Below are 15,317 nucleotides of genomic sequence, written 5' to 3' on the forward strand. Positions count from 1 at the left end.
ATGAAAATGTTTTCTTCTTTGATACCAACGGTTTCTACGACTTTAGTCTGAGAGGGCAGACTAGTGAAATGTTACAAATATTAAAAAAAATGTCATTTTGTCATCAAATGTCATCATTCTTTTACCTATGAAATATTTTCAAATGTTAAAGTTAATGACGTTGAAAGAAACTAAGAGGACATGAGGGAGTTTAATATATGAATTCAATGAAGAAGATCGTTTTAGGAACAACTTTTGCTGCAGGTGCTGCAATGTTTGTGGGAGCTACAGAAGCTCATGCTGACGAAACTTATACAGTCAAATCAGGTGACACTTTATCTACAATTTCACAACAATTTGCAGGTGACAATTCTTTAATTAACACAATTGCAGAAAAAAATTCTATTTCTGATATTAACCGTATCTACGTTGGTGAAGAATTAACTATCCCAACATCAGGCGAAGTTTCAACTAAAGCAGAAGTAAAAACTGAAACTAAACAAGAAACAGCAGCAACTGAACAAGCAACTCAACAATATACATACGTTGCACCAGTTGAAACTGTTGAACCAGTAGTTGCAACACCAGCAGCTCCTGCAGCTTCAACAAGTGATGCAAAAGAATGGATCGCTCAAAGAGAATCAAGCGGTTCTTATACAGCTACTAACGGACGTTACATCGGACGTTACCAATTAGATTCATCATACTTAAATGGTGACTACTCAGCTGCTAACCAAGAACGTGTTGCTGATGAATATGTATCATCACGCTACGGTTCATGGGATGCTGCTAAAGCATTCTGGTTATCAAACGGCTGGTACTAAGTCGAGTAATCAACTGAAACCAAAATAGTTGAAGCCAAGGAAATTACTTTCTAGTGATTTTCTTGGTTTTTTTTGTTTTTCAAAAAAATAATTGCTATTCTTACATATCTAATTGTGTAGAGGAGCGGATGAGGGATGCCGTAAGACAAAAAAATAGTGCTGAGATATAATAGTTATAAAGCGTTTTCTATTTTTGGTTTAAAAAAGGGATGGTGAGCGGATGAGTACGATAACGGGATATCCACAAGCAGCAATCAACTCAAAGAGCAGCTTATTTTCGAGTATTCGAGTAATTATTGAAACAGCATTTTATGGAAATAATGTACAAGTGATCGAGCATTTAGCACAAGCATATCAGTTAGCAGCTAATAGTCCTGGGACGATCGTGACAGATTTAGCTGTCTCTCACACAGAAGAGTTAAAACTTCCAAAAGATAGCAAAGTTTTAGTTTTTAATGATGGTGAAGTTGTTGGTCGAACTGCGGCAGCACGTAGGGTAATCGGTGAACCAGAGATTAACCAAGTGAAGTATGAAAAAATTTTACGGGAAGCAATTTATCAAAGTAGAACACGTCAGTTTTATCATGGTGAAGTCATTGTTGGGTTGGACCAGGAATTTTCAGTTAAAGCACATGTGCTGATTCCTGAAGGTTTTGAGAATAATCTATACTCGTATTTATTGAACTTTCAAGCGTTAACAGCAGAAATTGAAAACGAGTATCAGCATTCGCAAACATATCATGAGGGCGACTTGTACATCTTTGCTGATCCAGAATGGCAAAACCCAGCGTTTCCTGATGGCTTGGTATTGATTGATGCTGTGCATAATGTAGCAGCTGTTTTGGGACTACGTTACTTTGGTGAGCTAAAAAAAGCAACGCTGACTCTTGCTTGGGCGCTAGCAAATCGAAATGGTTTCATTGCGTGTCATGGAGGACTGAAGCAATATCAATTTCCATCACATCATTACACGATGGCCGTTTTTGGCTTATCTGGTTCTGGAAAGTCAACGATTACGTTAGCAAAACGCGCAGATGATGTAGTAACTGTGCTGCATGATGATGCGTTTGTCATCTCAAAAACAAAAGGATCAACCACGGCACTTGAGCCAGCCTACTTTGATAAAACACAAGACTATGCTTCAGATGATCCAACAATTGCATCATTTTTAACCTGTCAAAATGTGGGGGTTACGCTGAATGACTCTGGGAAAAAAGTATTGGTGACTGAAGATATTCGTAATGGCAATGGTCGGGCAATCAAATCACGATTTGTTACGCCAAATCGTGTAGATCATTTAGATGATAAAATCGACGCAGTTTTTTGGATTATGAAAGATGATGTTTTTCCGCCGGTTGTTAAAATGAATGATCCTATCTTAGCCGCAATTTTCGGTGCAACATTAGCAACAAAACGGTCAAGTGCAGAAAACATTCGAAATCAAGAAGAAGTGGATCAGCTAGTCTTCGTTCCATACGCTAATCCATTTAGAGTATATCCATTAGCTGAAGACTATCAAGCTTTTAAAGAGCTGTTTGAGCAACAAAACACCGATTGCTATATTTTAAATACAGGATTTTTTGACCAAAAAAAAATTACACCTGAAATCACGTTGAAAAGTGTAGAGGGTATTGCTAAAAAACAAGTGCAATTTCTGCCACTAGGAAAGTTAACAGAATTGTCTTATTTACCGATAGCTGGATTTTCTGAGCGATTTAATGAGGTAACTTATCAAGAACGTTTGTATCAGCGGTTGAGTTCAAGAAATCAATTTTTGCAAGAACAAGCAGAGCTTTTAGAGGGATACCATGAACTTCCTGCTGAAGCAACGGAATATTTGGAACGATTATTGAAAAAGTTGAAGAAATAAAGAGAGCTTGTGGAAATCAAACAGTCATCTTTTGAGAGCAGACAACATATTGGTTTGCAGTATAGGAGAAAGAGATGATTTTAACAAATTTTTTGGGGTAAATTAATGATTGATTGACCTATCAAGTGAACAAGAAGAACAAAAAAGAGCGAGACAGATGTCCGCTCTTTTTTTAACTCACACTCAACTAACTGACTTCGAGATATAAGTTTTTATTTCTTTTTGATAATTTTTGTCCTGCCAATTTCCCGTGTTTAGGTAGTCCGCTAACAAATACCCGATATAAGGACCTGTTGTTAAACCAGAGGAACCTAGCCCGGTTGCAACTAATAAGGTGGGATCATCTGGAACCGAACCGAAAAATGGTGAAAAATCAGACGTATATGCACGAGTACCCACACGAAAATGATAGTGCCAATCGTTTAGTTGCTCCGGTTTTGCTAAAAATTGTTTCGTGTGAGTAGTAAGCATTTCATAAGCTGTTTTAGTAGGAGCTAAGTCCCAACCACCGTCGTTTTCATGCGTGGCACCAATCAAAATTTTACCAGACATGAACGGAATAAAATCAGCTTCACCATCAAGCATTGCTACAGGCCATTCGCTACTGTGTTGATATGGAGAGTCAAAAACTAATAATTGTCCTTTTTGAGGTCGAATATCAACTGTATAGCCAATTGTTTCCAGCAAAGGTTTTAATGCGGGACCCGGAGTAAGAATGATTCGATCAACTAGTTTTTCACCAAAATCGCCTTGAATCAACCATGCATCACCTTTTGGTTGAAACGAAACGCGATCATTGATAATTGCCACTTGCTGATGGGTTAATCGTTTTGCTAGTTGCGTTAAATAAGCTTTGCCGTCAAGTTTTCCTCCACCACTGATATGAAGTGAAGGTGCTGGTTTAAGCAGTTCAAGTTTAGTGGCCGTTTGAGTTGGTGTTAGTAGTTCGATATCACCGATTTCTGGTGCTTCCTTTTTGCGTTCCTCCGCTAATTCTGCAAGTGAAATTAAGTCTTCTTGAGGACGTAATAAAAGAGTTCCTGAACGATCATAAATGGTTGAATCCAGTTGGAAATCTTGAATCAATTTATCGAAGAAAGCAGCACCATCTTTTGCTAGTTGATACCACTGTTTGTTCCGTCTTTTGGAAAGCCAAGGAGAAATTATTCCTGCACTGGCTTTTGTTGCTTGACCAGTAGCGTCATCGAATAAAGTGACCTCGAATTTTGTTGTATCTAAGTAATTTGCGAGGGTCATACCGATGATTCCACCGCCAATAATGGCAATTTTTTCCATAAAAGAGCCTCCTTTTTCGTTCTCATTCTTACACAAAAAGAAGATGGATGCAAACACCCATCTTCTTTCGTTTAATTTTATTTTTTATTTAAATAGTAAGGCATGAATTGAGCAAAGCTGATAATCAGCAAGACAAGTAAAACACCGAGTGCTGCTTTTGAACCTAAAGTAGTAGCCGCTTCATAATTCAAAGTGGAATGGTCTTGTACAAGGTTGATAATGATTGCTACCAGTGATGTAGCAATCGCACCAGAGAATTGTTGAAGAGTGTTGAATAGCGCATTTCCATCTCCTTGTAACTCTTCGCTTAAGGCGTTCATCCCAGTAGTCATCATATTGCTGTAGGAAAGTCCGATACCAATCATGTAGAAAACATGACAAGCCACTAACCAAATCAAAGAAGCATGACCAATCAATAGAACGAGCGCCAACCAACCAATGAAGGATAAGATCAAACCAACTAAGATTGGTTTTTTAGGTCCATGTTGGTCGAGTAATTTTCCAGAGAATGGAGATAAAATCGCACCGATTGCGGCTCCCGGAAGCATGGACAAACCAGCGATAAAGGCAGTATCTCCCTGAACGATTTGAATGAAATTTGGTAGGACAAATGAAACACCAAGTAATAGAAATTGATAAATTAAGAAACTAAATAGAAATAATCGGAAGGTTTTGTTAGATAAAATCGATAAACGAATCAATGGTTGCTCGATTGTTTTCGAACGTTGATAGAATAAAAAGAAACCAATGATTGCGATAATCAAAGCAAGCCAACTAATTAGCTGACCAATCGTGCTCAGGAAGGTTAAAGCACCGCTGAAAAGTAAACATAACCCTAGTACGCTAAGAAAATCTAAGTGGCCACCTTTTTCTACACTTGTTTCTGGGATGGAGAATAGACCAATCACTAATGAAATCAGTAAAACTGGTACAAGGAATAGGAAAATGTGATTCCAAGTAAAAGCGGAGGTCAAAATTCCACCATAAGTTGGTCCAATAGCCGGAGCAATTGCAGTAGTCAATGTTCCGACACCAATCATCGTACCACGGCGATTCATGGGTGCATACGTCAAAATGATATGAAACATCAATGGAAGCGCGATACCAGTCGCAATCCCTTGTAATAGGCGCCCCATTAGGAGAATCATGAAAGTTGGTGAGAAAAAATCAACTAAGATACCAGCAAGAAACAGAAAATTTGAAAATAAAAATAATTTTCGAATACTAAAATTGCGGTTTAAATAGGTTGATAACGGCACGATGATTGAAATCATCAATAAGTAAATCGTTGTTACCCATTGGACTTGAGCCGTTGTCAAATCAAATTGATTAATCAGCGTTGGAAAAGTTACGTTCATCGCAGTTTCAATCAGAACACCTGCGAAGGACATAATACCAGTTGCAATTACTGCGGGAACAAGTAGTAGTTCTTTTTGTTTTGTCATACATTTCACCTCTTAAAAATTTCGCAAAAAAAGAGAGAAGATTTCTATTAAAAAATAGAAACCGCCTCTCTCTCGACACGCATTTACGTGTTATCTGTACGATTGTTTGCTGGGATTATTTTAGCATAGACTCAAATTTTATGTCAATAAGATTAGTCAAGGATCCTCAAAAAGGTTATGATTGAATGGAGTGTGAAAATGGAAACAAATCAAAAAAATCGTAAATACATAAAGCAAGGGTAGGAGAAAAACAAAATGGATAAAATTGAATGGCGTAAAGCTGAACCAGGCTATCGGGTAACAAAAAAACCACAGATTTTAGAATTGCCTGAACAAAATTTTTTCACAATTAAAGGTGTAGGAGATCCAAACCAAGAAGATTTCCAACGACGTATTGGGACATTGTATCCAGTGAGTTATGCAATTAAAATGTCACCGAAAAATAATTGGAACATTCCTGGTTATCAACCCTATACTGTCTATCCATTAGAAGGTCAATGGGGATTACAAGAAAAGTATTTGCAGGAAAAAGTGATGCTAAAAGACCATTTTGCTTATCAATTGATGATTAAACAACCTGATTTCGTGACACCAGAGATTGCCCAGCTTGCAATTGAGCGTTCGGCAAAAAAAATTCCCGAAGATTTGCTTACACAATTACAATTCGAGGTGATTGAAGAAGGGGTAGTTGGACAAATTTTACACATTGGTTCTTATGATGAAGAGCAGGAGAGTTTTGAAAAATTAACCGCTTTTCTTGAAGAAGAAGGCTATTATCGAGTATCCAAAGAGCATAAAGAAATCTATCTAAGTGATCCTAGAAGAGTGGCACCAGAAAAACGAAAAACAATTTTACGTGTGCGCATTGCAAAAAAATAGGCGAATCAGAAGTAATTTCTAAAGTAAACACGCAAATGATTGAGTAAGTTTGTTATAATTATGGATGAGAGAGGTGTCCAGGATGAAAAAAAGTCAACGACAGGCATTGATTCGCCAAATAATTACAGAATATCCAATTAGCACGCAAGAAGAGTTGCGTGCACGATTAGAGGAATCGGGTGTTAGTGCAACTCAAGCAACAATTTCTCGTGATATTCGTGAAATGAAAGTGATTAAGGTTCAAGACGAAGAGCAACGTGTTCGTTATTCTCTTTTTAGTCAACCATCCGTTTCGTTAAATGAGCAACGTTTGCGCTCTGCCGTTAAGCGAGAAGTTTTACGAATTGAGACAGTCCAATTTATGGTTGTTGTGTTAACTGAAAAAAATGGAGCAGATGTGGTAACAAACTGGTTGGATGAAGTTGCTTATCCAGAAGTTGCAGCGACAATTGCAGGCTTTGATACATTTATCGTCGTTTGTCGTTCAGAAAGTGAAGCACAAGCATTCGCCGAAAAATTAGAAAGTATGCGCGAATAACGCCAAAGCCAAATAATAAGTAGTAGTAATAGCTAGAACCGTTTTTGACACAAAGATTGTGAGCTTGAATTTTTGGTAGTTATTTGCAGGACTTATTTATGAAAGCGTTCTAAAAGTGGTCTTGAGTGGCTGGAAGATCTATCTGAGTTAGGGCAAGAAAGAAGTCAAAAGGTGGGGAAGTTTGTTCGTTTTCTGGTAATGGAGGAGGAGGAAAAAATGATGACGGGTATGATTATTTTTTTGACTGTGTTGGTGTATGGAGTAAATTTTTTAGTATATATGTATCTTAAAATCAATAAAATTAAGGATTATCTAGAAAAATTAGCTATTTATTTTGGAACAAACATGACGTTGTTATTTACAAGTGGTATTTTTATGTTTTTTGGTAAACTAGTTGAAGATGGCATTTTAGCATTTGAATGAGCAGATTCTTTGAATAAACGTCTCCAATAGGCTTACACTAGAAGTGTAGTAAGAAAGTCGAAAGGAGTAGTACAATGAAAAAATTATACGAAACAGCGATGATTAACCATGGTGGGCGAGAAGGCTCAGTCGAAGCACCAAATGGTTCAATGCACATGAAGATCACACCACCAGGAATCCATGCGGAGGGAACAAATCCTGAACAATTATTTGCAGCGGGATATGCTTCATGTTTTAATGGTGCATTACAGCACATGGTCAAAGAAGCAGGCTTAGATGCTGATTCAACAGTTAAAGCACGCGTTTCACTTTACACATTAGATGATGGTGGCTACCAAATTGGTGTTGTTCTAGAAGCTCATGTGGAAGGTGTTAGTGAAGAAGAAGCACGAAAATTAGTTGATGATGCACATGAATTTTGCCCTTATTCAAAAGCAACTAAGGGAAATATCGAAGTACAAGTAGACCTTGTTTAATAGTATTAATGAAAGAATATTTGAACGTAAGAGCTGACTTAGCTGTCAGTTTTTACGTTTTTTTGTTTTTTAATCGTTCAAACATTTATAATCAATTATAAAGAAACGGAAACCACAGTTGTCATGGGCTGTGGGGTTTGCTATTGTAGATGCAAGAAGAGAAAGTGGGAGGATTAGTCGATGGCAAAAATCATGGTAGTCGAAGACGAAGAAGTCATTCGTCAGCTAATTATGGAAGAGTTAGAAAAGTGGCAATTTGAAACGTTTGGAACAACTGATTTTAATCAAGTTTTTTCGGATTTTGAAGAAGAAGCACCGCAATTAGTTTTATTAGATATCAATCTTCCAGTTTTCGATGGTTATTACTGGTGTCAAAAAATTCGCGAAGTATCAAAAGTACCAATTATTTTTATCTCAAGCCGTAATACGAATATGGATATGATTATGGCAATGAATATGGGAGCAGATGATTTTGTAACCAAACCATTTCAAGTGGACGTGTTGATTGCTAAGATCAACGCGCTATTGCGTCGATCTTACAATTATACGGAGCTGTCTAGTGAAATGATGAGTCATAATGGCATCACGTTAAACGTTGATAATGGCAGTATGGAAATTGACGGAGAAATCATTGATCTAAGTAAAAATGAATATCGATTATTATTTATTTTAATGAAGCAACATGGGAAAATTTTAAGTCGTGAAAAGTTATTGCGCGCTTTGTGGGATGATGAACGTTTTGTTGATGACAATACGTTGACCGTGAATATCAATCGCTTGCGAAGAAAAATCGAACAAGCCGGAATCATGGGCTACATTGAAACAAAAGTTGGACAAGGATATATTGTTCCTTAGAAAGGGCGGACAATAGCCAATGAATTTTTTTAGGTATTTAAAAGATCAATGGTCTTTAATTTTAGGCTGGCTTTTTTTCATGATATTGACAGCTTTCGTTATGTGGTTAGCGCCTAATATCGTAGTTGATTGGGAAACGATTGCTTATCTGACTGTTATCCAAAGTGTTTTTTTAGCATTTTATTTATTAGGTGGTTACCTCGGAAAACGTCGCTGGTGGGCACATTTGGCAAACGTGAAAGAACATTCTCCTTTGCAAAGTTACTTAGAGGGCGGTCATACGGAAGAAGAGAAGCTAGTTGAAGAATATATCAATCAACTGATTCGAGAACATCAAGAACTGATGCAGCAAGCAATCAGTAATCAACAGGATCAAAAAGATTACATTGATTCATGGGTGCATGAAATCAAAGTGCCTTTAGCAGCTTCAGAATTGTTGGTGCGTTCGGTTGAATTTGATATTGATGATAAAAAGTATATGTTATTAGAAAATGAGCTGTCAAAAATTGATGAGTATGTTGAGCAAGTGTTATACTACGCACGCTTAGATAGTTTTTCGAGAGATTATTTAATCCAAGAGTATAGCTTGAAAGGAATTATCCAACCTGTGATTCGCAGTCAAGCCAATTATTTTATTCAAAAACAAATCCGTTATGAGATTATTGGCGAGGATGCCGTGGTATTAACCGATGCGAAATGGGTTGCATTTATTTTCAAACAATTATTAAGTAATGCAATCAAATACACACCAAATCATGGAGAAATCATGATTTTAATCGAAACAACGGCTCAGGGAGTAACTTTAGCGGTGAAAGATTCTGGAATTGGTATCCCTACTGAAGATGTAAAACGAATTTTTGACAAGGGCTTCACAGGTGTCAATGGCCGCTTGACGCAGCAGCATTCAACAGGTTTAGGTCTGTATTTAGCAAAGAATCTGGCAGAAAAATTAGGTCTGAAATTAACCGCGGATTCAATCCAAAATCATGGTACAACGATGACTATTTTATTTCCAACCTTAAATTTCTACAATGAAGAACGTTAGAAAATCGTTAGAAAAGAAAAAATTTGCTTGTGTTGTTAACGTTTTCCCTGATAAGTTTCTTTACATGTGAAATAAAAGGAGAAAAGTTATGGAAATATTAATAGCATTAATCCCTATGCTTGCTTGGGGAAGTATCGGCTTAGTCAGCGGAAAAATTGGTGGCGATGCCAATCAACAAACTTTAGGAATGACCATAGGTGCATTCTTGTTTTCTTTAGTCTTATTTTTTGTAGTAAATCCAGTAATTACCCCTTGGATTTTCTTGATCGGATTTTTATCTGGTTTAGCGTGGAGCGTTGGTCAAAACGGTCAATTCCATGGAATGAAATTTATGGGTGTATCTGTTGGCTTGCCATTATCAACTGGTTTTCAATTGATTTTGAATACGATTGCGGGCGCGGTGTTCTTCCATGAATGGACGCAAACAAAAGATTTTATTTACGGTTTTATTGCTTTAGCGTTACTTGTAAGCGGTGCTTATTTGACTGCCCGCCAAGATGAGGACGGAAAAGTAAACACGGATAATAAAATGCTTGATTTTGGAAAGGGTTTTAGAGCATTAATCTATTCAACATTAGGTTATGGCGTCTACACGATTATCATTACTTGGGCACATCTTGACGCATGGTCAATTATCTTGCCACAAAGTGTTGGGATGATTTTAGGTGCAAGTTTCTTTGCCTTTAAAAAAGTTAAAATCGATCAATTTGTTTGGAAAAACATGATTTCTGGCTTACTTTGGGGAATCGGTAATATTTGTATGTTGTTAACAGTTAAATCACTAGGCTTAGCAGTAGGGTTTTCTTTATCACAAATGGGAATCATCATCTCAACTTTAGGTGGTATTTTCATTTTAGGCGAACACAAAACCAAAAAAGAAATGGTTTACGTGATTGTTGGTTGCCTTCTAGTCATTTTAGGTGGTATCCTTTTAGGGTATATGAAAACAGTTTAATTACTGTTTTCCAACCTAAAATGGGGAGGAACTTCAATGGATTTATTTCGTAAGAAAAAGATCGAGCTCAATCAAACGAGTGGTATGAAAAAAGAATTAAAAACAACGGATTTGATTATGCTAGGTATTGGTGCAATCATCGGAACCGGAATATTTGTAGTGACAGGAGTTGCGGCCAATCAAAATGCAGGCCCAGCACTGTCACTTTCGTTCGTTCTAGCGGCAGTTGTTGTTATTCTATCAGGACTAAGTTTTGCTGAATTTGCATCACGCGTACCAATACTTGGTGGGCCATATGCGTATCTGTACGTCGTATTTGGGGAATTCATTGCATGGTTGACTGGTTGGTTGCTGATAGGCGAATTTTTACTAGCTGTATCATCAGTTGCATCTGGTTGGTCTGGATATGTTCAAGGATTTTTGGCTAGTCTGGGTGTGGAATTACCGACAGCATTAACCGGAGGATATAATCCTGGAAAGGGTACGTATCTGGATCTAATTGCGATCTTAGTTGTCGTGTTTGTAACTTATATCGTTTCATTGGAAGCAAAGAAAGCTTTGCGTTTAAATAATGTAATGGTATTTGTTAAATTTGGAATTATTGCTTTATTTATTGTTGTAGGAATCTTTTTTGTAAAACCTGCAAATTGGACACCGTTTACGCCATTTGGTTTTTCAGGTGTGTTAGATGGGGCGGCACTAGTCTTTTTTGCCTTTCTAGGTTTTGATGCGGTAGCAATGGCAGCTGAGGAAGTGAAAAATCCACAAAAAGATGTTCCAAGAGGAATTATTGGTTCGATTTTAATTGCGACAGTTTTATACATTGTAGTGACGTTGATTTTAACAGGAATTGTACCATTTACAGAATTAGGTGTGAGTGATCCAGTAGCGTTTGCGATGCGTTATGTAGGCCATGATACAGTCGGGGCAATTATTGCAGTCGGAGCGATACTGACGTTATTAACAGTGACGATTTCAATGATGTATTCTTTAGCCAGATTGTTATTTGCGATTAGTAAAGATGGTTTGTTGCCAAAATACATGACGGAGATTGACGAAAAACATCGGACACCTAAAAAAGCAACTTATACAGCCGGTGTGGTAGCAGTCTTTTTTGCTGGGGCATTTCCACTTGATATTTTAGCTGAATTAACTAATATCACTGCGTTAACTTACTTGATTCTGGTAAGTTTAGGATTGTTGAAATTAAGAAAGCAATTTGGTCAACCAAAAGCGGGAGAATTCAAAGTGCCGTTTGTACCAGTTCTACCGGTGATTTCTATTTTGACTTGTGTGGTATTGATGTTACGTTTACAGGCGATTACGTGGATCGTTTTTGCAATCGTTATGGTGATTGGCTTGCTTATCTACTTTACTTACGGGTATAAAAATAGCGTTATGAATCAACAACAAGGCGAGTAATAATTGAATAAATGACAATGAAAAAGGGGTTGTGACAATGATTTTGTCACAACCCTTTTTTTCAAAGAAATGGTGTTTCAGAAGTAATTCTGGGCTTATTTATTGATGCTAATGGAGCCACAACCTCTATTCACGGTGTTCCCCAAGCAACTCCTCGAAATAATCTGTAACTGACCAAAAATATGAAAAGCTATTTTTGCCAGTTACTTTTTATTTTTCGGAGCTGACCGCTTGGAGCCACAACCTTTATCCACGGTGTTCCCCAAGCAACTCCTCGAAATAATCTGTAGCTGACCAAAAATATGAAAAGCTATTTTGCCAGTTGCTTTTTATTTTTCGGAGCTGACCGCTTGGAGCCACAACCTTTATCCACGGTGTTCCCAAGGCAGCTTCTTCGGCAATAAGTCCTTCTTTCATAAAAACATGAGGAACTGTTTTTAGAAAGAAATTCTTATTGCTTGAAGCTAAACGCCTTGTGCCACAACCTTTTTAGTCACTTTATTGTGTTAAATCAAGTAATTTTTGTTTCAAGTCTTCTTCCATATTTGATAGTTCAAGTTCTGCATGGCGACGTTTTTCTTTACCTTCTTGTTGGATACGTAAAGTTTCTTGGATTGTTTCAACGAGATCATTTTGTGTTTTTTGTAGTGTTTCGATGTCCACAATTCCTCGTTCGTTTTCTTTCGCCGTTTCAATAGCAGAAATTTTCAACATTTCTGAGTTTTTCTTCAGCAAGTCATTGGTTGTTTCAGAAACTTGACGTTGCGCAGTGACCGCATCTTTTTGACGAAGCAACGTCAACGCAATGACAACTTGGTTTTTCCATAAAGGAATCGCTGTCGCAACCGAAGCTTGAATTTTTTCTGCTAGTGCTTGGTTGGTATTCTGAATCAGCCGAATTTGTGGTGCTTGTTGAATCGTGATTTGTCTTGCTAAACGTAAATCGTGGGTACGCTTATCTAAACGATCTAAAAATTGGGTGTAGTCGTTAGCAATTTGGACATCCATTTGATCGCCGGTTTCTTCTGCTTTCTTCATTGCTTCAGGAATAGTCGTTGTTTGTAACTCTTCCATTTTTAGTTCCCCAGCGGCAATATAAATGTTTAGCGCATCAAAATAGTCTTTATTTTTTTGATAAAGCTGTTCAAGCATTAAATTATCTTTTAGTAGGCCATCTTTTTCTTTATCTAATTTAACAGCAATTTTGTCGATTTGTGCACCAATTTTTTGGTATTTTGCAGTTACTTCATAAATAGATTGCTTTACTTTACCAAAAACACGTTGGAAAATATTTCCTTCACCAGCGCGTAGCTCATCTGGATTTGCTTCTTGTAAACGATACATCAATTCTGTTAAAGAATCCCCAACTGGTCCAATGTCTTGTACTTGTACATGATTCAGCATTGATTGTGAAAATTCACTTAGTTTGGTTTGCGCAGCAGAGCCATAACTGATGACTGATTGTGCATCGGTGGCATCAATCTTTCCAGCTAGTTGTTTTGCTTGTTCCTGGCGTTCTGGGGGTAATTTATCAATCAAGCGTGTTGCGACTTGTTGCTCTTGTAAAGCATTGATTTCTGCTTGTTGCGTTTGAGTTAATGTATCTGTCGGTGTTGAAAAAGGATTGTTTAATAGGTCATCTAACGTACTATCTACAGGTGTAACATTTTTTAGTTCATTTGGCTTGTTATTGTCCATCTGAGTTCCTCCTTAGGGCTTGTGGTAAATGGTATAAAAAATCCGAGAGACGGAAATTGACAGCTAAGTTTGAAAATAACTCGAAGCACACCGAAAAAGCGGCAACTGCTTCGAGTCATTAGCTGACTATTCGAGTGACTCAGAAAAGATTAGTCTTCTTCTCTTCTATTATCACGTTTTAAGTTTTGTTTCGCAACTGATATCTCTAAATCTAGGTCATCTAAATCATCTGATACAAATTGTTGATAGTCTTGCGCAATCAAGCTAGCAACCTGATCGATGATCTGCGCACTTTCTTCTAATTTTGCATAAGTCTGCTTATTTTTGATTTCATGATTATTAATTTCGATATATTTATCCGTCAAATCAATGAGGTTTGGCAGATGTGTATAAAGAAAGTGACTAGCATCATGTAAGCGATGTGGCTCTTTGACCAATTCTTTAAAGAGTGCTTTGGCTGCTTTGACGGTGTCGTGACGTAGGTCAATTGCTTTAAGTTTTGCTGTTTGATTTAAGTTTACTTGAAGTCGATTGATTTGCGTTTTTGTGTGATTCATTGTTTCTCGAAAAAAATTAATTTCGCTTGGCGTCATACCAACTTCTGTATAGTGAACTTTTAAATCATCTGATAGTTCAGGAATTTCTTTTGAACGTTTTTTATTTTTTCCAGAACCAAATAGCTTCCATAAGACCAATAAAATTCCGGCTAAAATGATTGAGCTACTAATTAGCGAAGAATCTCCGCTGCTTGAAACAAATAGCAGAATTAGTCCGATTCCTAAAATCCATGGCCATTTTCGTTTTTTCATAATATGCCCTCCAGATTATTCTTTCCATTGAGTATCTATCGATGTTTCGATTTATTTCCCGTTTACATCTTTTATTTTAGCATATCCAGCTTAAGAAAGAGTATCGGGCTAAGGATGGATTTTCATATTTTAGGAAAATTCTAAGGTTTTTCTATGGTAAACTAGTAAGGAGTTTCTAGGAAAATTGAAAAAATAAAAAAAAGCAGTTATTATTACAAAAGAAAGCAGGAAACAGGATGCTGAATTATGACCAATTTGAAGAAAAAACAATGACGCGTAAAGAAATTTTTCATGGAAAAATTATTGATGTCGCTTTAGATGAAGTTCGTTTACCTGATGGAAAAATAGCTCAGCGTGAATTAGTTTTTCATCCGGGTGGCGTAGGAATCATCGCCTTTGATGAACAAGAACGTTTATTGTTAGTCAAACAGTTTAGAAAACCACTAGAAAAAGTGATTTTAGAAATTCCTGCTGGGAAAATTGATCCGGGAGAAGGACGAGAACCTGAATTAACTGCACGCAGAGAATTGGAAGAGGAAACTGGCTACCGTGCACAAGATATGACCCACATCACCTCGATGTATTTATCACCAGGTTTTGCTAATGAATTGTTGCATGTGTATCACGCAACAAACATAGAAAAAGTTGTGAATCCATTAGCGCAAGATGAAGATGAAGTATTAGAACTTTATGCGCTAACAATGGCAGAGGCGAAACAAGCAATGACTGAAGGCGTCATTTGCGATGCAAAAACCATTTTTGCGATTCAGTATTGGGCGTTATTGTCTAAAGGAAAGTAGAGG

The 15,317-nt window shown here is 37.2% G+C and carries 15 protein-coding genes; 11 read left to right on the forward strand and 4 right to left on the reverse strand.

What is annotated here, in order from left to right:
* The first annotated feature begins 197 nt into the window (after positions 1–197).
* Positions 198–803 carry an aggregation-promoting factor gene (gene apf / locus RV17_RS06285; RefSeq protein WP_067485361.1) on the forward strand — a complete coding sequence of 202 codons (606 nt, stop codon included), beginning with the start codon at positions 198–200 and terminating at the stop codon, positions 801–803.
* Positions 804–1,023: 220 nt separating this feature from the next.
* Positions 1,024–2,673, forward strand: coding sequence for a phosphoenolpyruvate carboxykinase (ATP) (locus RV17_RS06290; protein ID WP_071868770.1), 1,650 nt, complete (start codon positions 1,024–1,026; stop codon positions 2,671–2,673).
* Between the two features lie 183 nt (positions 2,674–2,856).
* Here RV17_RS06290 and RV17_RS06295 read toward each other — a convergent pair whose 3' ends face one another.
* Both RV17_RS06295 and RV17_RS06300 read right to left on the reverse strand, forming a co-directional pair.
* The gene (locus RV17_RS06295; protein WP_071868771.1) at positions 2,857–3,969 is read right to left on the reverse strand and encodes an NAD(P)/FAD-dependent oxidoreductase; all 1,113 of its coding nucleotides are present in this window, start codon (positions 3,967–3,969) and stop codon (positions 2,857–2,859) included.
* Between the two features lie 77 nt (positions 3,970–4,046).
* Positions 4,047–5,414 (reverse strand): MFS transporter, encoded by a 1,368-nt coding sequence (locus tag RV17_RS06300; protein WP_071868772.1) that lies wholly within the window; start codon positions 5,412–5,414, stop codon positions 4,047–4,049.
* A gap of 255 nt (positions 5,415–5,669) precedes the next feature.
* Between RV17_RS06300 and RV17_RS06305 the strand changes: the two genes are divergently transcribed.
* From RV17_RS06305 to RV17_RS06340, 8 genes are all read left to right on the forward strand, one after another.
* Positions 5,670–6,293: a GyrI-like domain-containing protein gene (locus tag RV17_RS06305; RefSeq protein WP_071868773.1), complete on the forward strand. Its 624-nt coding sequence runs from the start codon at positions 5,670–5,672 to the stop codon at positions 6,291–6,293.
* Positions 6,294–6,375: 82 nt separating this feature from the next.
* A complete protein-coding gene (locus tag RV17_RS06310) occupies positions 6,376–6,831 on the forward strand; it encodes an arginine repressor (protein WP_071868774.1) in 456 nt (151 codons plus the stop codon).
* 216 nt (positions 6,832–7,047) lie between these two features.
* Complete coding sequence (locus RV17_RS06315; RefSeq protein ID WP_067485345.1) at positions 7,048–7,254, forward strand: hypothetical protein; 207 nt, start codon at positions 7,048–7,050, stop codon at positions 7,252–7,254.
* 74 nt (positions 7,255–7,328) lie between these two features.
* Complete coding sequence (locus tag RV17_RS06320; RefSeq protein WP_067485342.1) at positions 7,329–7,730, forward strand: organic hydroperoxide resistance protein; 402 nt, start codon at positions 7,329–7,331, stop codon at positions 7,728–7,730.
* A 180-nt stretch (positions 7,731–7,910) separates the two neighbouring features.
* Positions 7,911–8,585 (forward strand): two-component system response regulator SapR, encoded by a 675-nt coding sequence (gene sapR / locus RV17_RS06325; protein ID WP_067485340.1) that lies wholly within the window; start codon positions 7,911–7,913, stop codon positions 8,583–8,585.
* A gap of 19 nt (positions 8,586–8,604) precedes the next feature.
* Positions 8,605–9,630 (forward strand): two-component system sensor histidine kinase SapS, encoded by a 1,026-nt coding sequence (gene sapS / locus RV17_RS06330; protein ID WP_067485337.1) that lies wholly within the window; start codon positions 8,605–8,607, stop codon positions 9,628–9,630.
* A gap of 88 nt (positions 9,631–9,718) precedes the next feature.
* Positions 9,719–10,585, forward strand: a complete 867-nt coding sequence (locus RV17_RS06335) for a GRP family sugar transporter (protein ID WP_067485334.1) — start codon at positions 9,719–9,721, stop codon at positions 10,583–10,585.
* A gap of 36 nt (positions 10,586–10,621) precedes the next feature.
* Positions 10,622–12,007 (forward strand): amino acid permease, encoded by a 1,386-nt coding sequence (locus tag RV17_RS06340; RefSeq protein WP_067485331.1) that lies wholly within the window; start codon positions 10,622–10,624, stop codon positions 12,005–12,007.
* Between the two features lie 498 nt (positions 12,008–12,505).
* On the opposite strand, the gene RV17_RS06345 is transcribed toward RV17_RS06340, so the two are convergent.
* Together RV17_RS06345 and RV17_RS06350 are read right to left on the reverse strand one after the other, a co-directional pair.
* The gene (locus RV17_RS06345) at positions 12,506–13,705 is read right to left on the reverse strand and encodes a toxic anion resistance protein (protein ID WP_067485325.1); all 1,200 of its coding nucleotides are present in this window, start codon (positions 13,703–13,705) and stop codon (positions 12,506–12,508) included.
* 149 nt (positions 13,706–13,854) lie between these two features.
* Positions 13,855–14,514: a 5-bromo-4-chloroindolyl phosphate hydrolysis family protein gene (locus tag RV17_RS06350; protein ID WP_067485323.1), complete on the reverse strand. Its 660-nt coding sequence runs from the start codon at positions 14,512–14,514 to the stop codon at positions 13,855–13,857.
* 236 nt (positions 14,515–14,750) lie between these two features.
* On the opposite strand from RV17_RS06350, the gene RV17_RS06355 reads away from it, so the two are divergent.
* A complete protein-coding gene (locus RV17_RS06355; RefSeq protein ID WP_071868775.1) occupies positions 14,751–15,314 on the forward strand; it encodes an NUDIX hydrolase in 564 nt (187 codons plus the stop codon).
* Positions 15,315–15,317 lie beyond the last annotated feature (3 nt).

This window comes from Enterococcus thailandicus (genome assembly GCF_001886265.1).
In the GTDB taxonomy this organism is placed as follows: domain Bacteria; phylum Bacillota; class Bacilli; order Lactobacillales; family Enterococcaceae; genus Enterococcus_B; species Enterococcus_B thailandicus.